This is a genomic window from Nocardioides sp. LHD-245, from assembly GCF_030929495.1.
In the GTDB taxonomy this organism is placed as follows: domain Bacteria; phylum Actinomycetota; class Actinomycetes; order Propionibacteriales; family Nocardioidaceae; genus Nocardioides.
Window position 1 is genome coordinate 193369 of sequence record NZ_JAVFWN010000011.1, and the last position, 18833, is coordinate 212201.

The following is an 18833-nucleotide window of genomic DNA, read 5'->3' on the forward strand; positions in this document are numbered from 1 at the left end:
CCAGAACGTGATCCTCGACCTCCTCGGCGATGTCGTCGACGAGACGCTGTTGACCCGTGCCATCGCCGGTGTGCTCCGCGGGCTCCGCGGCGGCCGCCCAGCGGCCCCGCTCCCGCTCGAGGTCGTGCATCCCGGCGGCGTACCGGCTGACCGGGCGTTGGCCCGCGCCCTGACCGTGGACGCTGCCGTTCGAACCACACAGCGGCTCGTCGACGCGCGGGGCAACCAGTGCCCACCGCGGGAGCTCGCGAATCAGGCGGTCGCCATCGCATCGGCAACCGGCTTCGCGGTCCGGGTGCACGAGCACTCCGACCTCGTCCGCGAGGGAATGGGCGGTCTGCTCGCGGTCGCGGCCGGATCCTCCGAAGAGCCATTTCTCGTCGAGCTGTGGCGCAATGCCGACGGCACCATGCCCAGCGAACCTCCCATCGGCGCGCTTGCCCTGGTTGGCAAGGGCGTGACGTTCGACAGCGGCGGCCTCTCGCTCAAATCGGCCGAGTCGATGGTGGGAATGCACACGGACAAGGCAGGGGCCGCGACCGTCCTCGGCGCGCTCTCGAGTCTCGCGAGCCAACCGACCACCCATGCCGTCCACGCCGTCCTGCCGCTGGCGGAGAACATGCCGGGCGCCGGCGCCACCCGCCCCGGCGATGTCGTCACGACACTGTCCGGCATCGGGATCGAGATCGTCGACACCGACTTCGAAGGGCGGGTCATGCTCGCCGACGCTCTTGCCTGGGCGAGCCGTGCGCGGCCTCGAGCGATCCTCGACCTTGCGACGCTGACGTATCAAGCCGTCATCGCTCTCGGCCCCGACATCGGGGCCCTGATCGCCCGTGACCCGACACTCGGGCGTGCCGTCGAGGCCGCGGCCCGTCGGGCGGGCGAACCTCTGTGGTCGCTGCCTTGGGCACCGAGGTACCAGGACCAGTTGGTCTCGACGGCGCCGGGTGCCACGCTGCGCAACCACCCGGGAACGTCGACGGCCAGGGCCCTGACCGCGGCGCTGTTCCTGGGAGAGTTCGTCCCCGATCACATTCCGTGGGCGCACCTCGACTTCGCGGGCCCTGCCGCCGTCGGCAGCGGAGCGCGGCAGACGAGCACCGGATATGGAACCCATCTGTTGCACGAGCTCCTGCTCGGCGAGGCTCTCTCATGATCTGAACTCGACGGCGCGAAGGTCAGGAGCGATGACGAGCGGTTCCCACCGGTCGAGGCTGTGCCTGAGCGACCCACCCACGCGCTTGAAGCACTTCGTCCGCCCAAGGTGGTGCAGAGGCAGGTTGACACCACCCACGACCCCGGCTGCGCCGGGCTATTCGCCCTCGGCGATCAACAACCCCAACGCCTCGCTGTCCAGGCGCTGGTCGGCGGCCGCCACGCCGCCGACCAGCATCACGCCCTCCTCACGCAGCAGGTCCGCGGGGTCGCGGGTGTCGTCCGGGTCGGACCACTGGAAACCGGGGGCGATCCGTCCGTCGGAGGTGAGGACCCGCCAGGCGTTCGCGCACTGGGTGCACTTCGAGAGGTGTGCGCCGAGCGGCTGCGGGGCGGTGCCGACCGCGTCCGCGAGGTCGCGGTACGAGGTCCATCTGCCCGGGGGAAGGGCTTCGAGGACTTCGTGGAGAATCGACCAGTCGAATCCCGCAGGACGGTCCGCCTTCTCTCCCCGGTACTGCGCGCGCACGTCGCCGAGGCGACGCCCGTCGTCCAGGACCCAGAAGTTCCAGCCGTTGGCGCCGCGGCCGCCCTTGGCGTGATAGCCGGCGCTCGACGGGCTCTGGTAGGTCGTGCCCTCGAACTCGACCTGGCCGTCCGCCAGCACCGTCGCCCGACGGCCCTCCCACTGCCCGGGCCGCGAATGCAGGACGGTGCCGGCAGGCAGCAGACCCGCTGCCACGAGATGCTTGACCTCGACCCAGGAGTTCACCTTGGTCGAGCCGTCACTGATGGCGCCGGTGTGCCCCGCCGGCACGGGCCAGACCTCCAACAGCAGCCCGGTCAGCACGCCCGTGCGCTCGTCGATCGTCGCCTCGTCCCAGTGCCGGGCCTCACGGAAGTGGCGGTTGAGGAGGAAGACGTCGTTGGCGACGACGTGCTCCTTCTTGCTGGTCCAGGGGCCGTTGGAGACGGTGGCGTTGAGACTGGCGGTGAGGAGGGTCAGGTTGCCCAGCCGGTGCACATGCTCGCCGCGCGTGAGCTCGGCCTCGAGCCCCTCGACCGGCCAGTGCGTCTCCCACTTCTGGGGCAGCACGTGCTCGATGTGATAGCCGAGGCGCGGGACCTGGGGGTTGTCGTGGCGCGAGCGCAGGTGGTCCTCGACCGCCTCGAGGAACATCCGCATGCGCCCGCGGGGATAGCGGCGGTACGACTGCTCCGTCGCGAGGTGCGAGCGGACCTCGTCGTCGCCGGGCCAGTAGTTGGAGTTCACGTTCAGTCGTGACAGGTGGTGACGGACGCTGTCGACCAGCTCCGCCGCCGGCGTCGTGCGGTTGGACTTGATGATCTCGGCGACGATGCGACCGAGATCCGCCGACGTGAGGCGCAGCAGCTGACGGCGGACCACCCACGACTCGAGCATTGCGAGGACCTCGTCGGCGACACCGGTCGGGATCTCACGAGCGGGGTCGTACAGCCAGATGATCGCGGGCTTGAGGACCTCGACCCCGCCGGCGCTCATCCGATAGAACGCCAGCTCCGGACGGGTGAGGATCCGGGAGCTGTCGGCCGCGTGCTCGGTCCAGGTGCGGTAGAGCCGCGCCTGCTCCTTGATCGCGAGCAGCAGCTCCCCCATCTTCGAGCCGGCCTCGTAGTCGACGTAGGTCTTGAACCGGACGAAGGTCTGCCGCGGGCTCACCTCCTCACCGAGTCGGCTGCCGAGCCACTGGCTCAGGAAGAGCGACCCGCGGCTCATCGTGTAGCGCCCGACACTGACCTCCTGCTCCCAGAACGTGGCCTCGAAGGGCCAGTCCTCGGCGTACGCACGCTGCGTGTCGGCGCCCTCCGCCTCCAGACGCTGGAAGACGAAGTTCTTGATCAGGTCCGCAGCGGTCAGGGGGGTGCCGCGGGCGTTGAGCGTCTCGAAGATCTCCTGCGAGTTCTCCTGCGCCTGCAGGTCGATGACGACGACCTGCAGCCCCTGCCCGACCGCCTGCGCCAGCGCGTCCGCGCGGGACCGCGCCTCCTCCCCGGTGCCCAGCCACTCATCCACCCGCGCCGCGAAGAAGGCGTGCGCGCGGGTCATGCGCGAGCCCGCGTGCTTGAGGGAGGCGTGGTCCACCGGCGCCTCCGCGTTCATCACCTCCCGGAACGCGACGCCGTCCTGGTTCGAGTGCGCCAGCTTCAGACTGGCCTCGACGACTCCTCCGTAGGCACGGTTGTGGGTCAGGTCGCCGAACTGATCGGCGAGGCCGTCGAATCCCCTGCTCTCGAAGACCGCCGCGGCGGCGTCGATGAAGAGCTGGAGCGTCGTCAGTCGCTGCTGGCCGTCGATGACGTTCTTCGAGGGAACCGCGCCGTGCTGACCCTCGACCGCCTGCAGCACGACGGCGCCGAGGAAGTGCGTGGGCTGGGCGTAGGGATCCCTCAGTCGCAGCTCCGCGAGGCGAGAGATGTCCTGCCACAGCGGCAGCCACTGGTCGGTCTCGTCCCAGACGTACGGACGCTGGAACAGGGGTACGACGAGGTGCTGGGGGAGGTAGAACACGGCCTGCGGCGTGAGCACGTCGGTCTTCACGGGTCGCAGACTATTGAGGAGTCCACCGATGTCTCAGGGCTTCGGGCATTTTTCGCCGGCCCGCCCGGCCGGCCTAGGCCGGGTCGGCGTCCGAGAGGCTGATCTCCACCATCAGCTCGTCGGCGAGCGCCTCGAGCATCGAACGCAGGTCGTCCGCGCTGGTGGTGGCGGGGGCTCCGAGGACGGCCTTCGCCTCGAACAGCCTCCCGCCGGCCATCGGCGCCTCGCGGACGTCGGTGACCAGCTCCTCGATGCTCACCCCCCTGCCGGCGAGAGCGGCGGAGATCTCGGCGACGATACCCGCGCGGTCCGCCCCCAGCAGCTCCAGGTTGATGCGCAGCGCCGGTGCCTCCGCGGGTGCGTCGGTCCGCTCGAGCGTCACGAGGAGACCGATGTCCTTCAGCGCGGTCAGCGCGGCGACGAGGGCGTCGGCCTTGGCGTCGGGGACGTCCAGCAGCAGGATCCCGGCGAACTTGCCGCCCAGGCGCGCCATCTGGCTGCGGTCCCAGCTCGCACCGTGGGCGTGGATGGGCGCCGACAGATCCGACACGAGCCCGGGGCGGTCGTCTGCGATGCAGGTCAGCGTGAAGGTCGCCATGAGCGCAGACTACGAGACGCGCCGCCGCGAGTCGCCGGACGCGGCGGCGCACGGACTTCTCCTGTTTCGATCACAGGCTCGGTTCGGTCGATCTACCGTGGCCCCGACCTCAGATACGGCACCAACGCAGACGTGAGTAGGAGCAGATGCCGACGTTGCCACCCGGTTGGTATCCCGACCAGAACACGACCGGCCTCCTCCGGTACTGGGACGGACAACGCTGGACCGCGCACACGGCCCCGACGCATGCGGTCCTCCCCGTGGCCCGGGCGTCGGCGGTACAACCGTCCGCTCTCCCCCGGTGGCAGTCCTGGTGGGTGATCGTCCCCGGCCTGCTGCTCTGCTTCCCGATCGGCCTGGTCGGCCTCTGGAAGCGCCCAGGCTTGCCGACCAGCCTGCGGTGGATCCTGACCGGTGCCACCGCCGCCTTCCTCCTCCTCGCGCTGGCGCTCCCCGACCAGCGGCCGGCGACGACCGACGATCCGCCAGCCGCGTCGGCCTCCCCCAGCGAGACGATCACTGAACGGCCGTCTCCAGACAGCGAGCCCGCCGACCAGGAGTCTGCTTCGGCTCCGACCAGCGAGCCGCCGGCCCTCGCGCTGATCCCCGACCTCACGGGACGCAGCCAGGACGAGGTACGCGCGGCTCTGGAGCAGGCCGGTCTGGTTCTCGGCGAGATCGCGACCAAACCGTCGCGTCGCGCTGCCGACACCGTCCTGCGGCAGAGTGTGCCTGCCGGAACAGAGGCTGCCCCCGGCACAGCTGTCGGTGTGGTCCTTGCGATCCCCTTGCCTGTGGTGCCCGACGTCAACGGACTCCGCGAGGAGCAGGCAGTCAAGCAGCTCCAGAAGGCCGGGTTCGTCGTTGAGGTCACGACCAGGGTGACCAGATCGGGTGCCGACGGGGTCGTGCTGAGCCAGACCCCAGGCCCGGACGTGGGCAAGCGGCCCGGCGCGACAGTCAGGATCGTGATCGCGGACGTACAGATCGCGCCCCTGGCCCAGCCCAACTGCACCAGCGGCTATTCCCCCTGCCTCGCACCGGCCAGCGACTACGACTGCGCGGGCGGATCAGGCGACGGACCGCGCTACGTCAACGGGACGGTGAAGGTCACCGGAAGCGACCCGTACGATCTCGACCGCGACGGCAACGGCATCGGCTGCGACTGACGGCTCAGCGCACCACGAACCGGGTCAGCACCTCCGCCACGGCGACCGGCCCCTCGGTCCGGTCGCACTCGACGACGACACTGCTCTTCACCTGGTAGCCGCCCCCGCGTGCGTCGGCCTCGGCCACGGTCACCTGCCCCCGGATGCGGGAGCCGGAGGGCACCGGGGCGATGAAGCGGACCCGGTCGAGGCCGTAGTTGACGGCCGACTCGGCGTCGTCGACCGCGAAGGCCTCGAAGAGGAACCGCGACACCAGGGAGAGGGTGAGGTAGCCGTGCGCGATCGTCGTACCGAAGGGGCCGGACGCGGCCCGCTCGGCGTCGACGTGGATCCACTGGTCGTCGAGCGTCGCGTGCGCGAACGCGTCGATCCTGGCCTGGTCGACCTCGACCCAGTCCGAATGCGCCAACGGTACGCCGACCAGGTCGGCGAGCCCCGCGCAGCTGGTCGCGACCGGCGCGCTCACATCGACATCCCGCCGTCGACGGGGAGGACCACACCGGTGATGTACCCGGCCTCGTCGGAGGCCAGGAAGCTCACCGCGGCGCACATCTCCTGCGGGGCACCGAACCGGCCCAGCGGGATGGCGGCGGCGAGCTCGGCCAGCTTGTCGGCCGGGATGGAGGCGATCATCCGGGTCTCGGCGTTGGGCGAGATGGCGTTGACGGTGACCCCGAACCGGCCCAGCTCCTTGGCCGCGGTCTTGGTGAACCCGATGATCCCGGCCTTGGCCGCGGCGTAGCTCGCCTGGCCCACGTTGCCGCGCAGACCGGAGTAGGAGGTGACGTTGATGACCCGCCCACCCCCCTGCGCCCGGAAGTGGGGCACCGCGGCGCGGGTGAGCCGGAACGCACCACCCAGGTGCACCTGCTGGACCAGGTCCCAGTCGGCGTCGGAGGTCTTCCACAGCACGCCGTCGCGGAGCAGGCCCGCGTTGTTGACCACGATGTCGAGCCGGCCCGTCTCCTCGACCGCGGTAGCGACGGCGCGCTCGACGTCCGCGGTGTCGCTCACGTCGGCGCGCACGCCCGCGGCGCCGATCTCGCCCGCCGCCGCGGTGACGGCGGCCTCGTCGACGTCGGCGAGATAGACGGCCGCGCCGCTGGCCCGCAGAGCCCGGCCGATCTCGAGGCCGATCCCCCGCGCCCCGCCGGTGACGATCGCGGTGCGGCCGGTGAAGTCGAAGCTGATGGTGCTCATGTCGTCTCTCCTTCGGTCAGAACCCGAGCTCGCGGCCGATGAGTTCCTTCATGATCTCGTTCGAGCCGGCCCAGATCTTCGTGACGCGGGCGTCGCGCCAGGCCCGCGCGACCCGCTGCTCGTTCATGTAGCCGTAGCCGCCGTACAGCTGGACGCAGTGGTCGAGGACCTGGTTCTGGACCTCGGCCGACCACCACTTCGCCTTGGCGGCGTCGACGCTGCTGAGCTCGCCGTGGGTGTGGGCGAGGACGCACTGGTCGACGAACGCCTGGGTCACGTCGATCCGGGTGACCAGGTCGGCCAGCAGGAACTTGTTGTGCTGGAAGCTGCCGATCGAGGCACCGAAGGCCTGGCGCTCCTGCGCGTACGCGATGGTCTCGGTCAGGATCTGGCGGGCGTGGGCGACATTGGTGACCGCGGACCCGATCCGCTCCTGCGGCAGCCACGACATCATGTGCCCGAAGCCGCCGTCGACCGTGCCGATGACGTTCTCGTCGGGGACGTGGACGTTCTCGAAGAACAGCTCGGCGGTGTCCGCCTCCGGCTGGCCGACCTTGTCGAGCTTGCGCCCCCGGCTGAAGCCCTCCATGCCCTGCTCCACCACCAGCAGGCTGATCCCCCTGCTGCGGGTGCCGGGGCTGGTGCGGGCCGCGACGATCACCAGGTCGGCGTTGTAGCCGTTGGTGATGAAGGTCTTGGCGCCGTTGAGCAGCCAGCCGCCCGGGACCCGCTCGGCGCTGGTGCGCAGCGCGGCCAGGTCCGAGCCGCCCGACGGCTCGGTCATCCCGATCGCGGTGACGATCTCGCCGGACGCGCACCCGGGCAGCCAGCGGCGGCGCTGCTCCTGCGTGGTGAGCTCGACCAGGTAGGGCATGACGACGTCGAAGTGGATCCCGCTCGAGGAGGCCAGCGCCATGTTGACGTGGGCGAACTCCTCGTTGAGGACGGCGTTGAACCGGTAGTCCTCGGCGAACGAGCCGCCGTACTCCTCGGGGATCTCCAGCCCCAGGAATCCCTGCCGCCCCGCCGCGAGCCAGTACTCCCGCGGCAGCTGGCGCTGGTCGATGAACCGGTCGACGTGGGGCCAGGCCTCGCGGGCCAGGAACTCGCGGACCGACGCGCGAAAGTCCTCGTGCTCGGTCTCGAAGAGGGTGCGCTTCAGCATCAGATCCTCCGGAAGAGCGCGGCCGGCGCCTGGCCGCCGCCGAAGCTCCCGATCGGGGTGCGGGCACCACCGAGCACGACGATTCCTTCGAGTTCTGCCATGACGGATCCCCTTCGGTCGGAGGCGCGGGCGCGGTCCTCCATGCCCTTTTCTAAGCGACTGCTTAGATTCTGGCCACGATTGGACCGCCTCCCCGCACCCGGCGTCAAGGACGACCGCCTGTGCCGCCCGTCACAACACCCGGCGCTGCTGCCTGGGCCGCGCCACCGCGCCGACTACAGTCGGGCCGGTCGGGCCGACCGCGCGCCGGCGGACGATCCAGGAGGCGCACATGTCGCAGAGCCCGGCGCCCCCGCGCCGCCGCCGCGGCAACGCCCGGGGAGAGCAGACCCGCTCGGTCCTCCTCGCCGCCGCGGTCCGGTCGTTCGCCGACCGGGGGTTCCACGGCACCAGCACCCGCGACATCGCGCTGGCCGCCGAGATGAGTCCGGCCGTCATGTACGCGCACTACGCGACCAAGGAGGAGCTGCTCTTCGAGCTCTCCATCGACGGTCACCGCTCGGTCCAGGCCCTGCTGGAGACGGAGGTCCGCCGCCACACGACCACGACCGACCGGCTGCGGGCCGCGGCGGCGTGCTTCGGGCAGTGGCATGCGGAGTTCCACCTGCAGGCACGGGTGGTCCAGTACGAGCTCGACGCGCTCAGCGAGGAGCATCTCGCCGAGGTGACGGTGCTGCGCCGGGCCATCCAGGGACGCTTCGGGGAGCTGATCCGCAACGGCGTCGACGAGGGCTCGTTCCAGGTCGCCGACGTCGAGATGACCGCGATGAGCCTGACCTCCCTCGGCATCGACGTGGCGCGGTGGTACCGCTCCACCGGGAAGTGGACACCGGAGCAGATCGGGCGCCACCACGGCCGGCTCGCGCTGCGGGCGGTCGGCGTCGCCGGCTGAGCCGTGGCCGGCCCCGGGATCCGCCGAGCGCATCCGCGGCGGTCCGGCGTCCCGGAAAGTCGTGACCAGCGAACCTGACGACCGGGTCACCGGGCCGTCGAGGCTCACCCCCATGACCGACACCACGCCTGCGCAGCGCCGTCCTCGCGACGGACGAGCGACCCCACGTCGCAGCCCGCTGTCCCGTGCCCTGCTCGCACTGACCACGGCCGCCGTCCTCTCCGCCGGCCTCACCGCGTGCGACTCCTCCGACGACGAGCCGGCGGCCGAGGACCGGTCGACCGCGACCGCGGAGCCGACCCTCACCGCCGCGCAGCAGGCGGCCTGCGACGGGCTGCTCGACGCGGCCACGGCGCTGCTCGACCTCGGCGGCTCGGGCGACGACGGACCGAGCGACGAGCAGCTGACCCAGGTCGGCGATGTCTACGAGGGCCTCGCGTCCGGGCTGTCCGGCGACGAGCAGGCGGCCGCGACCAAGGTCGCCGCGACCATCGACGAGGTGGTGCAGACGGGCAACAAGAAGCTGCTCGAGGACGAGAGCCTCCTCGGGGCCATGCTCGCCCCGGCCGCGGCGGGACGCGCCCTGTGCGCCTACGCGCCGGTCGACTTCATGGCCCACGAGACGCCGGCGGCCGGCGCCGACGGCACTCCCGAGATGGCGTACATGGGCCTGCCCGTCGCGCTCCCCGCCGGGCGGACCAGCTTCCAGCTGACGAACGAGGGCCAGGACTTCCACGAGGCCCTGGTCATGAAGGTCAAGGACTCCTACACCGGGACCATGGACGACCTGCTCCAGCTCGACGACGAGGCGATGATGCAGGCCGCCGACATCGTCGCGGCCACCATGACCGCGCCGGGCGAGACGGCCTTCACCAACGTCGACCTGGCCACGGGTCGCTATATCGTGCTGTGCCACATCCCGGTGATGGACGGCGCGGGACCGGACGCCCAGCCCAAGATGGGCGCGACCGGACCGATCTGGCACTACACCGTCGGCATGGCGCACGAGGTGACGGTCAGCTGACCGGCGAGCACCTGTCCGGTCCCGCCACCGGATGGACCCGCCGCCGGCTGCTCCGGACAGTCGGCGGCATGACCGCGGCGTCCCCGCTCCTCGTTCTGACCGGCTGTGACGACCGGCCCGGCCCGGGTCGGCGGTCCACCCCGTCGCCGCGGGGCGGGCCGGTCGTCTACGAGACCGGGAGCGAGCCCGGACAGCTCGGGCCGGTCCTGCGGAGCCAGCGGACCCGGCCCACGCCGTACGTCCGCCCGCTGCCCGTCCCCGCCCCCGCGCGGCCGATCGCCGTCACCGCGACCGAGGACGTCTACGAGGTCACTGCCCGCCCCGGCACGGTGCGGATCCTCGACGACGTCGACACTCCGGTGTGGGGGTACGACGGCGGCTTCCCCGGTCCGCTGTTCGAGAGCCGCCGCGGCCGGTCGATGCGGGTGCGGCTGCGCAACGAGCTGCCGGTGCCGACCGTGCGGCATCTGCACGGCGGGCACACCCCGCAGGAGTCCGACGGCTACCCGCTCGACTACATCCTCCCGGCCGGCACCCCGCACGGCGGCGGCAGTCACCACCTCCACCCCGGCGGCCGGGTGCACCACGGAGAGTTCGAGTACGTGTACCCGCTCGACCAGCGGGCCGGCCTGCTCTGGTACCACGACCACCGGATGGACTTCAGCGGCCCGCAGGTGTGGCAGGGTCTGGTCGGGCTGCACCTCCACCGCGACGACGAGGAGGAGGCGCTCGGCCTGCCCGACGGCGACCACGAGATCCCGCTGCTCGTCTGCGACCGCTCCTTCGGGCCCGACGGGCAGCTGATCTACCCGTCCCTGGATCCCGAGCTGGCGACGACGCCCGGCGTCCGCACGGAGTTCGCCAACGGCGTCCTCGGCGACACCGTGCTCGTCAACGGGGTGCACGCGCCCTTCCACGAGGTCCGCCAGGGCAGCTACCGGCTACGGATCGCGATCGCGAGCAACGCCCGCCACTACCGGATCGGCGTCGACCGGCTGCCCGCCGACGGGGAGCCGTTCACGATGATCGGCACCGACGGCGGCCTGATGAGCCGCCCGATGCTCGTCCGCAGCTTCGTCCTGGCGCCCGCCGAGCGTGCCGACGTGGTCGTCGACCTGTCCGGCTACCCGGTCGGCGCGACGGTGCGCCTGCAGAACCTCTCCGGCGGCACCGGCACCACCGACCTCGTCGAGTTCCGGATCACCGGCCCCGACGACCGGCCGGCCTGGCGGGCGCCCGCGCGGCTCACCGAGATCGAGCGTCTCGACCCGGCGGACGCTGTACGCACCCGCTCGTTCTTCTTCAGCAAGGTGCCGACCGCGAACGGGCCGACCTTCCAGATCAGCCACCACCTGTTCGACCCGGACCGGGTCGCGGCCGATCCCCGGCAGGGCGACATCGAGATCTGGGAGTTCACCACCGACCAGCAGCACCCCGTCCACGTGCACAACTGCCACTTCCAGGTCCTCGACGACGACGGTCCCCTCGCCTGGAAGGACGTCGTCAGCCTCGGCGTCAACGACCGGCGCCGGATCATCACCCGGTTCGACTCGTACCGCGGCAGGTACCTGCTGCACTGCCACAACCTCGAGCACGAGGACATGGGGATGATGGCCAACTACGAGATCCGCTGACCGCACCACTCTCGCGTCGTACCCGGCATTTCGGTCGCCCCTCTCATCCCGGACGAACCGGAATGCCGGGTACGACGAAGGCCCCCGACACCAACCGGTGCCGGGGGCCCTCTGAAGCGTCAGACGGGATACGTCAGACGGCGCGGACGTTCTCCGCCTGCGGGCCCTTCGGGCCCTGGGTGACGTCGAACTCGACCTGCTGGTTCTCGTCGAGGGACTTGTAGCCGTTGCCCTGGATGGCAGAGAAGTGGACGAAGACGTCCGGGGTGCCGTCGGCCGGGGCGATGAAGCCGAAGCCCTTCTCGCTGTTGAACCACTTGACGGTGCCCTGAGCCATGATTTTCTCCTTGGTGTTCGTCACCCGACGACGTGTCGGGCTTGGTGCTGAAGACATCCCTTGCCTGATGCCCAGCTGAACCGAAGACCAAGAGCGACAAGATGTTCTGCGCCCCATGTCGGACGCAGGAGGCCCCTTGCGGGGCACTCTTCAACGAGGCGAGCCTAGCAGCGCCTGCCCGCTCGCGTAGGATTGGCGCACAGCCAATTTTCTCGGCTGCCGGACGATGGAGCCGTACCCGGAGCGCGACAAGACGGCCACGAGAGGTGTGGTGGTCATGGCGTGGTTGGTGCTGACGGTCTCCGGAGTGCTCGAGGCGGTGTGGGCGACGGCCCTGTCCCGGTCCGAGGGATTCAGCAGGATCGGCCCCTCGGTGGTGTTCCTGGTCGCGCTGGTGGCGAGCATGGTCGGCCTGGGGTACGCGATGCGCACCCTGCCGGTCGGGACCGCGTACGCCGTCTGGGTCGGGATCGGCGCGGCGCTCACCGTGGTGGTCGCCATGGTGAGCGGCGACGAGCCGGCGAGCGTGCTGCGGATCCTGCTGCTGCTCGGCCTGATCGGCTGCGTGATCGGGCTCAAGCTGGCGCACTGACGCCCGTTCGCTGGGCGGGTTCGCCGGGCGGGTCGCGGGGTACCACCCCTGACATGCCCGTCTTCCTCGCCTGGTCCGCCGCCGCCGTGCCCGAGGACGTGCGGGGCCCGTGGACGGAGCTGCGCCGGCTCACCGACGAGCTGAGCCTGGTCGAGAGCACGGAGAGCCTGTCCCGGGTCTACCACGAGCTGAAGTGGGCGCTGCCCGAGGGGACGGCCCTGCTCGTGGCGCCGCTGTCCGAGCGGCCCAAGCTCAAGGGCCTGCCGGCGACCACGACGACCTGGCTGCGAGACCGGATCGCCGGCCCGCACCGCTGACCCACGTCAGCCGAGCGGCCAGCTCTCGAGGACCCGGCAGTCGCCCTCGGCGTACCGGTGCAGCTCGAGGCGCTCGGCGCGGGCGCGCGCCGGCAGCAGTCCCGCGAGGTCGGCCGTCACCGAGACGGTCGACACCGCGGGGCCGATCCGGTCCAGCGTCAGGTGGGGGACGACGTCGGCGAACTCCCCCGCGTAGGGCGGGCAGGCCGGGAACTCCCGCCACAGCCGCGCGGTGAGCTCGGCGAAGGGCCCGGCGGGCGTGGGCACGGCGTGCACGATCCCGTCCGGGAACGCCGTGACGTCGTCGAGCACGAAGTCGAAGGCCGGCCGGGCGCGGGCGATCGCCGCGACCCGGGCCAGGTCGGCCTCCGACGGCGAGGGCAGGAAGGGCGCCAGCGCGGTGATGTGGGCGTGGGTGAAGGCCGGGTCCGGGGAGACCCAGGCCGGGTCGTAGTGCTCCCAGCGGCCGCGGACGTAGCCCTCGAGCGCCGGCACCGGGACGACGAGGACGGTGTGGGCCACGCCCCGAGGATAGGCGCGAGAAGGATAGGTTGCGGTGCATGAGCGCCGCCGTACCACCGCCCGATCCCGACGTCCGCTCGGCTGCCGCCGAGCGCCTTGCCGGGCTGGCGACCCCGGCCGGCGCGCTGGGCCGGCTCGGCGACCTCGGGGTCTGGATCGCGTCCACCCAGGGCGCCGTGCCACCCCGGCCGCTGGACGACGTGCGGCTGGTGATCTTCGCCGGCGACCACGGCGTCGCGCTGCACGGCGTCTCCGCCTATCCCCCGGCGATCACGCCGGCGATGGTGCGCACCTTCGTGCTCGGCAAGGCGGGTGTCTCGGCGCTCGCCGCCGCCCACGGCGTCCACGTGCGGGTGCTCGACATCGGGGTCGACGACGACCTGGCCGGGGTCCCCGCGGAGGTTCAGACGCACAAGGTACGGCGCGGCAGCGGCGCCATCCACCTCGAGGACGCCCTCACGGCCGAGGAGACCGCACGGGCCTACGAGGCGGGCCGCACCGTCGCGCGCGAGGAGATCGCGGCGGGCGCACAGCTGCTGCTGTCGGGCGACATGGGCATCGGCAACACCACGCCGGCGGCCGCGATGGTGGCCGCGGCGCTGGGTCTGCCGGCGGCGGACGTCACCGGTCGCGGCACCGGCGTCGACGACGACGCGCTCCTGCGCAAGCAGGCCCTCGTCCAGCAGGCGCTGGACCGGGCGGGCGGCCGGGCCGACCTCCACACCGGCGATCCGCTCGACGCGCTGACGGCGTTGAGCAGTGCCGACCTGGTGGCGACCGTCGGCTATCTCGTCCAGGCGGCCGAGAGCGGCGTACCCGTCCTCCTCGACGGGCTGATGTCCGTCGCCTGCGCGCTGTACGCCGACCGGATCGCGCCCGGCGCGTCCGCCTGGTTCGCCGCCGGCCACCGCTCGACCGAGCCGGCCCAGGCGCTGGCGCTGGAGAAGCTCGGGCTGGAGCCGGTTCTCGACCTCGGGCTGCGCCTGGGCGAGGGCTCGGGCGCGGTGGCGGCGGTCCCGGTGCTCCGCTCGGCCGTGGCGCTGCTGCGCGACGTCGCGCTGCTCGCGGACCTGATGCCCCCGGCGCCCGGCCAGTGAGCGTCGCCGTCGTCGGTCGCAGCCTGCGGCTGTCGATCGGAATGCTGACCGCGCTGCGCGTCCCCGCGGTCCTGCGGGTCACGCCCGGCGTCGCCACCGGCGCGCTCCTGCTCGCCCCGCTCGCCGTCCTCCCCCTCGGCGTCCTCGTGGGCGGCGTGGTCTGGGCCGGCGGCCGGCTCGACCTGCCCGCTCTCGCGGTCGCGTTCGTCGCCCTCGCCGCCCTCGCGGCCGGCAGTCGCGCACTGCACCTCGACGGCCTGTCCGACGTCGCCGACGGGCTCACCGCGTCCTACGACCGGGAGCGGTCGCTGGCCGTCATGAAGAGCGGTACGGCGGGCCCGGCGGGTGTCGCCGCCGTCGTCCTCGTGCTCGGGGCGCAGGCCGCGGGCCTGACCTGGTTCGTCGGCCTCGGCGGGGAGACGCGTACCGCCGTCATCGCCGGCATCGCCGTCTGCGCCTCCCGCGCGGCGCTGTGGATCACCGCCTGCACCCTCGCTCCCCCTGCCCGCGAGGACGGACTGGGCGTGACCTTCACCCGCCGGGTGCCGGTCCTGGTCGCGGTGCTGGGCTGGGCCGGCCTGGCCGCACTGGCCCTGCTGGTCGACCCGGTGCGCGGTCCCGTCACCGTGGCCGTCGCGGCGGTGGTCGTCACCGTGCTCACCGCGCACGCGGTCCGCCGCCTCGGCGGGGTCACCGGCGACGTGTTCGGGGCGGGCATCGAGCTGGCGCTGGCCGTGCTCCTGATCGGACTGGCTGGTGTCTGAGGACCCGACCGCGCTCCCCGACCGCGCGCCCCGCGACGCCGAGCGGCTCTCCGTGGTCCGGGCGCTCACCGAGGCCCGGGCCCGGGGCGAGATCAGCCACGACGACCAGCTGGAGCGCACTGACATGGCGGTCCGGGTGACGACGCTGGCCGAGCTGGCCGCGCTGGTCCAGGACCTCCGCGAGCCGCCGCGGCTCCCCGGACCCCTGCCCGGCCGCCGCGGCGTGCTCCTCGGCGCGGTCGGGCTGGTCGCCGCGGGCGCCGGGTTCGCCGTCCTCAACCGCGGGGACGACCCCCCGGTCACGACGCCGCGGCCCGCGCCCGCGAGCAGCTCCGCCGCACCCCGGACCACCCCGACACCCACGCCCACCCCGACGCCGGCCCCGACGCCGACGCCCCTGCCGGACGTCGACCTCTACACCGTCGCGGGTCTGGAGGTGCTCTTCACGGAGTACCACGCGACGCTCGGCACCTGGAAGGCCTACGACGTGTCGGTCACCGACCGCACCCAGGCCAGCGCCGACGCGGCGGTCCTCCCGATCCGCAAGCGGCGCCTGCAGTGGTGGAGCTGGAGCCCTGACGAGCGCTGGACCACCAACTTCGACCCGCAGACCGTCACCAGCGACCGCCAGCAGGTCATCGACCTGCGCAAGGTCGACCTGGCCGCCGCGGTGGCCAACATCGCCCGGGCCCGGCGCTCCTCGAACGTCGAGGAGCCCGACGCCCCGGGCATCTCCTTCGGCTACGACCCCGAGTACGGCGGAGTCGTCGAGTTCCACATCAGCAACCAGTACAGCGAGGTCGGGACGATGACGACCGACCTGTCCGGCCGGATCCTGGAGCGCCGTCCGTTCGTCCGCTCCTGACCCGGGTGCACGCGCGGGCTCAGAGGCGCAGGACCCGCCCCGCGACCACCAGGTGCACCTCGTCGCAGGCCGCGGCGACGCGCTGGTTGATCGTGCCGAGCAGGTCACGGAAGAGGCGCGCCGAGCGGTGCTCGGGTACGACGCCGAGGCCGACCTCGTTCGTCACCAGCACCACGGCCACCCCGGTCGCCGTCAGCGCGGCGAGCAGCGCGTCGAGGTGCCCGAGCACGCGGCCCTCGACCTCCTCGACCGGCGCCTCCCACAGGCCGGCGTCGTCGATCACGCCGGTGAGCCAGGTGCCGAGGCAGTCGACCAGGACGGCCCCGTCGGCCGCGGCCAGCACCCCGGCGACGTCCCGCGTCTCGGCGGTCGACCAGCCGGCGGGCCGACGCGCGCGATGAGCCGCGATCCGCGCGGCCCAGTCGGCGTCGTCGTACGCCGGTCCGGCGGCGATGTAGGTGACGCCGGGCGCGTCGGCGAGCAGGGACTCGGCGTGGCGGGACTTCCCGGAGCGGACGCCGCCGGTGACCAGGACCTTCACCGCCGGCTCACGGGAGCGTGAAGGCGACCTTGCGGGTCGCGAGGTCGGCGGTGACGAGGGTGACGGTGAGCTCGTCGCCGAGCGGGAGCGGCCTGCCCTCGGGTGCCGGGGCGGAGGCGACCGGAGCCTCGACGCCGACGTCGGCGAGGACGACCACGCCGGTGGCCCGCTCGTCGTCGCGCACGCTGGTGATGACGCCGTCGAACTCCTTCCCGACCCGGTCGGCGAGCACCGCGGCCTCGATCAGGTCGAGGACGGCCCGCTCGTAGGAGCCGGCGCGGCGGGCGGAGTCCTGCAGGATCTTCGGCAGCCCGGGCAGCGCCGCGACCACCCACTCGGGGACGGGTGTGCCGGCGCAGATGGCGAGGCAGACCTCGCCGGCGTACCTGTCGCCGAGGCGGCGCAGGGGCGCGGTGACGTGGGCGTACTCGGCGGCGATGGCGGAGTGACGGGTCTGCTCGGGCAGCTCGCCGTCGAAGGCGGCGTACCCGCTGCCGCGCAGCAGGCGGGTGCACGCGACGACCATCGCCTGGTGCCGCGAGACCTCCGGGTCGAGGGAGCGGACGAACTCGGGGTAGTCCAGGTCGGGCGGCCAGGAGATCCGCAGGCCCTTGGCCACGCGGCGCAGCCGCGCGACGTCGCGCGGGTCGGCCGGCGGCAGCGTGCGCAGCATGCCGACCCGGGCTCCGACCATCAGCGACGCCGCCGCCATCCCGGTCAGCAGGGAGATCTGCGCGTTCCACAGCTCGACGGGCAGCTGTTCGCGGAACACCAGCCGGAGGCCGCCGTCGGTCTCGTCGACCTCCTGCTCCGGCAGGGGCAGCGAGATGCCGCCGCGGGCGACCTCCTGCCGCTCGCGGAGCCGGCCGATCTCGCGGAGCAGCTCGAGGATCTCGATCCCGGGCCCGGCGGCGCCGTCGTCGAGTGCCCGCTGCGCGTCGACATAGGACCACCGCGCGGTCGAGCGCACCCGGGCCCGCTCGACCCGGACGTCGGTGGTCGTGCCCTCCGCGTCGAGCCGGATGGTCCACAGCAGCGCCGGGCGGACCTGGTCGGGCAGCAGCGAGGCGGCGTTCTCGGACAGGACGGGCGGGTGCAGCGGGATCCGGGTGCCGGCGCCGTACAGCGTCTCGCCGCGCTCGTTGGCCTCGACGTCGACCGGGTCACCCGGCCGGACGAACGCGGCGACGTCAGCGATCGCGTAGTGGACGACGAAGCCGGCGCCGTCCCGCGCCAGGTGCAGTGCCTGGTCGAGGTCCATCGAGCCCTCGGGGTCGATGGTGAGGAAGGGCAGGTCCGTGCGGTCCAGATCGGGGAGGACGACCTCGGCGGCGGCCCGCTCCGCGGCGGCGGTGACCTCGGCCGGGAACCCGCCGGGCAGGTCGAGCTCGGCAGCGATGGCCGCCAAGCCCTCCTGGATCTCGGGGGAGCTCGTCTTGACCCGGACCACGAGATTGCTCGGCATGCCCGTGACTTTATCGTTGGCCCGTGCTGATCCTGTTGCCGCCGAGCGAGGGCAAGGCCGTTCCGCGGCGTGGCCGGGCGCTCGACCTCGCCTCCCTGTCCTCGCCCGCGCTCACCGAGTCGCGCCGCGAGGTGCTGGACGCCCTGGTCGCGCTCTGCCGCGAGGACCCGGCCAAGGCCGCCGAGGTCCTCGGTCTGTCGGCCGGCCAGGCCGACCTCGTCGAGCGCAACGCCGGCCTGCCGGGCGCGCCGACCGCGCGGGCGGACCGGATCTACACCGGCGTGCTGTACGACGCCCTCGACGTCGCGACGCTCTCGGCCGGTGCCAAGCGCCGGGCCACCGCCCGGGTGGCGGTCGCGTCCAGCCTGTTCGGCATGGTCCGCCTGGGCGACCGGATCCCGTCGTACCGGCTCTCCGGCGACGCGTCCCTCCCCCGGCTCGGCCCGGTCGCCGCCGTGTGGCGCGACGCGCTGCCGGCCGTGATGACCGAGGCGCTCGGCCGCGGGCTGCTGGTCGACCTGCGCTCGGGGATGTACGCCAACTTCTGGAAGCCCGCCCCCGACCTGGCCGCGCGGGTGGCGACGGTGCGGGTCCTGCACGAGCACGACGGCGCCCGCAAGGTGGTCAGCCACTTCAACAAGGCGACCAAGGGGCGCATCGTCCGGGCGCTGCTGGAGGACGGAGCGGACCCGCGCACGCCGGCCGCCCTCGCCACCGCCTTGGAGCGGCTGGGCTGGACGGTCGAGGTCGGTGCCGCCGGGAAGTCCGGGACCCAGCTCGACGTGATCGTCAGCGAGCTGTAGGTCACGCGTCGTACCGGACGAAATGGTCGTGAGATCGCCTGATCCACAACCA

At 72.5% G+C, this 18833-nt stretch carries 20 protein-coding genes and 1 riboswitch; of the genes, 11 read left to right on the plus strand and 9 right to left on the minus strand.

From position 1 onward, the window contains the following. Positions 1-124 precede the first annotated feature (124 nt). Entirely contained in the window at positions 125-1159 is a 1035-nt protein-coding gene (locus RB608_RS17210; protein WP_308089271.1) for a leucyl aminopeptidase family protein, read from the plus strand. A 156-nt stretch (positions 1160-1315) separates the two neighbouring features. Here RB608_RS17210 and RB608_RS17215 read toward each other — a convergent pair whose 3' ends face one another. Continuing rightward, a complete protein-coding gene (locus RB608_RS17215) occupies positions 1316-3736 on the minus strand; it encodes a DUF262 domain-containing protein (protein WP_308089272.1) in 2421 nt (806 codons plus the stop codon). A 73-nt stretch (positions 3737-3809) separates the two neighbouring features. After that, positions 3810-4334, minus strand: coding sequence for an ACT domain-containing protein (locus tag RB608_RS17220; RefSeq protein WP_308089273.1), 525 nt, complete (start codon positions 4332-4334; stop codon positions 3810-3812). A 146-nt stretch (positions 4335-4480) separates the two neighbouring features. Between RB608_RS17220 and RB608_RS17225 the strand changes: the two genes are divergently transcribed. Further along, positions 4481-5503 carry a PASTA domain-containing protein gene (locus tag RB608_RS17225; protein ID WP_308089274.1) on the plus strand — a complete coding sequence of 341 codons (1023 nt, stop codon included), beginning with the start codon at positions 4481-4483 and terminating at the stop codon, positions 5501-5503. Positions 5504-5507: 4 nt separating this feature from the next. Here the strand turns inward: RB608_RS17225 and RB608_RS17230 are convergent, their stop codons facing one another. Genes RB608_RS17230 through RB608_RS17240 form a run of 3 tightly spaced genes read right to left on the minus strand, consistent with a single transcriptional unit; the run spans position 5508 to position 7865 of the window. Continuing rightward, on the minus strand, positions 5508-5969 hold the full coding sequence (locus RB608_RS17230; RefSeq protein ID WP_308089275.1) for a MaoC family dehydratase: 462 nt from the start codon (positions 5967-5969) through the stop codon (positions 5508-5510). Next, on the minus strand, positions 5966-6703 hold the full coding sequence (locus tag RB608_RS17235; protein ID WP_308089276.1) for a 3-oxoacyl-ACP reductase family protein: 738 nt from the start codon (positions 6701-6703) through the stop codon (positions 5966-5968). The genes RB608_RS17230 and RB608_RS17235 overlap by 4 nt, the downstream gene beginning before the upstream one ends. A gap of 16 nt (positions 6704-6719) precedes the next feature. Beyond that, positions 6720-7865 (minus strand): acyl-CoA dehydrogenase family protein, encoded by a 1146-nt coding sequence (locus RB608_RS17240; protein ID WP_308089358.1) that lies wholly within the window; start codon positions 7863-7865, stop codon positions 6720-6722. A gap of 334 nt (positions 7866-8199) precedes the next feature. Between RB608_RS17240 and RB608_RS17245 the strand changes: the two genes are divergently transcribed. The 3 genes from RB608_RS17245 (at position 8200) to RB608_RS17255 (ending at position 11478) form a co-directional block, all read left to right on the plus strand. Beyond that, complete coding sequence (locus RB608_RS17245; RefSeq protein WP_308089277.1) at positions 8200-8820, plus strand: TetR/AcrR family transcriptional regulator; 621 nt, start codon at positions 8200-8202, stop codon at positions 8818-8820. A 112-nt stretch (positions 8821-8932) separates the two neighbouring features. Next, positions 8933-9844: a hypothetical protein gene (locus RB608_RS17250; RefSeq protein ID WP_308089278.1), complete on the plus strand. Its 912-nt coding sequence runs from the start codon at positions 8933-8935 to the stop codon at positions 9842-9844. A 68-nt stretch (positions 9845-9912) separates the two neighbouring features. Next, complete coding sequence (locus RB608_RS17255) at positions 9913-11478, plus strand: multicopper oxidase family protein (RefSeq protein WP_308089279.1); 1566 nt, start codon at positions 9913-9915, stop codon at positions 11476-11478. Positions 11479-11611: 133 nt separating this feature from the next. Here RB608_RS17255 and RB608_RS17260 read toward each other — a convergent pair whose 3' ends face one another. Beyond that, the gene (locus tag RB608_RS17260) at positions 11612-11815 is read right to left on the minus strand and encodes a cold-shock protein (protein WP_139621200.1); all 204 of its coding nucleotides are present in this window, start codon (positions 11813-11815) and stop codon (positions 11612-11614) included. 197 nt (positions 11816-12012) lie between these two features. Next, positions 12013-12077, plus strand: a riboswitch (guanidine-III (ykkC-III) riboswitch). Positions 12078-12092: 15 nt separating this feature from the next. On the opposite strand from RB608_RS17260, the gene RB608_RS17265 reads away from it, so the two are divergent. Then, the gene (locus RB608_RS17265) at positions 12093-12407 is read left to right on the plus strand and encodes a multidrug efflux SMR transporter (RefSeq protein WP_308089280.1); all 315 of its coding nucleotides are present in this window, start codon (positions 12093-12095) and stop codon (positions 12405-12407) included. Positions 12408-12460: 53 nt separating this feature from the next. Continuing rightward, positions 12461-12724, plus strand: coding sequence for a hypothetical protein (locus RB608_RS17270; RefSeq protein WP_308089281.1), 264 nt, complete (start codon positions 12461-12463; stop codon positions 12722-12724). Between the two features lie 6 nt (positions 12725-12730). Here the strand turns inward: RB608_RS17270 and RB608_RS17275 are convergent, their stop codons facing one another. Beyond that, the gene (locus tag RB608_RS17275) at positions 12731-13246 is read right to left on the minus strand and encodes a 2'-5' RNA ligase family protein (RefSeq protein WP_308089282.1); all 516 of its coding nucleotides are present in this window, start codon (positions 13244-13246) and stop codon (positions 12731-12733) included. 38 nt (positions 13247-13284) lie between these two features. Between RB608_RS17275 and cobT the strand changes: the two genes are divergently transcribed. From cobT to RB608_RS17290, 3 genes are read left to right on the plus strand one after another with little or no spacing between them, the layout of a single operon-like run. Next, positions 13285-14343 (plus strand): nicotinate-nucleotide--dimethylbenzimidazole phosphoribosyltransferase, encoded by a 1059-nt coding sequence (gene cobT, locus RB608_RS17280; RefSeq protein ID WP_308089283.1) that lies wholly within the window; start codon positions 13285-13287, stop codon positions 14341-14343. Next, entirely contained in the window at positions 14340-15107 is a 768-nt protein-coding gene (locus tag RB608_RS17285; protein WP_308089284.1) for an adenosylcobinamide-GDP ribazoletransferase, read from the plus strand. Before cobT ends, RB608_RS17285 begins: the two co-directional genes overlap by 4 nt. Further along, positions 15100-15972 (plus strand): DUF1707 domain-containing protein, encoded by an 873-nt coding sequence (locus RB608_RS17290; RefSeq protein ID WP_308089285.1) that lies wholly within the window; start codon positions 15100-15102, stop codon positions 15970-15972. Before RB608_RS17285 ends, RB608_RS17290 begins: the two co-directional genes overlap by 8 nt. A gap of 19 nt (positions 15973-15991) precedes the next feature. Here the strand turns inward: RB608_RS17290 and cobU are convergent, their stop codons facing one another. Then, entirely contained in the window at positions 15992-16513 is a 522-nt protein-coding gene (gene cobU, locus RB608_RS17295; RefSeq protein ID WP_308089286.1) for a bifunctional adenosylcobinamide kinase/adenosylcobinamide-phosphate guanylyltransferase, read from the minus strand. A 7-nt stretch (positions 16514-16520) separates the two neighbouring features. After that, positions 16521-17978: an RNB domain-containing ribonuclease gene (locus RB608_RS17300; RefSeq protein WP_308089287.1), complete on the minus strand. Its 1458-nt coding sequence runs from the start codon at positions 17976-17978 to the stop codon at positions 16521-16523. Between the two features lie 23 nt (positions 17979-18001). Between RB608_RS17300 and yaaA the strand changes: the two genes are divergently transcribed. Next, positions 18002-18781 (plus strand): peroxide stress protein YaaA, encoded by a 780-nt coding sequence (gene yaaA / locus RB608_RS17305; protein WP_308089288.1) that lies wholly within the window; start codon positions 18002-18004, stop codon positions 18779-18781. The last annotated feature ends 52 nt before the right edge of the window (positions 18782-18833 follow it).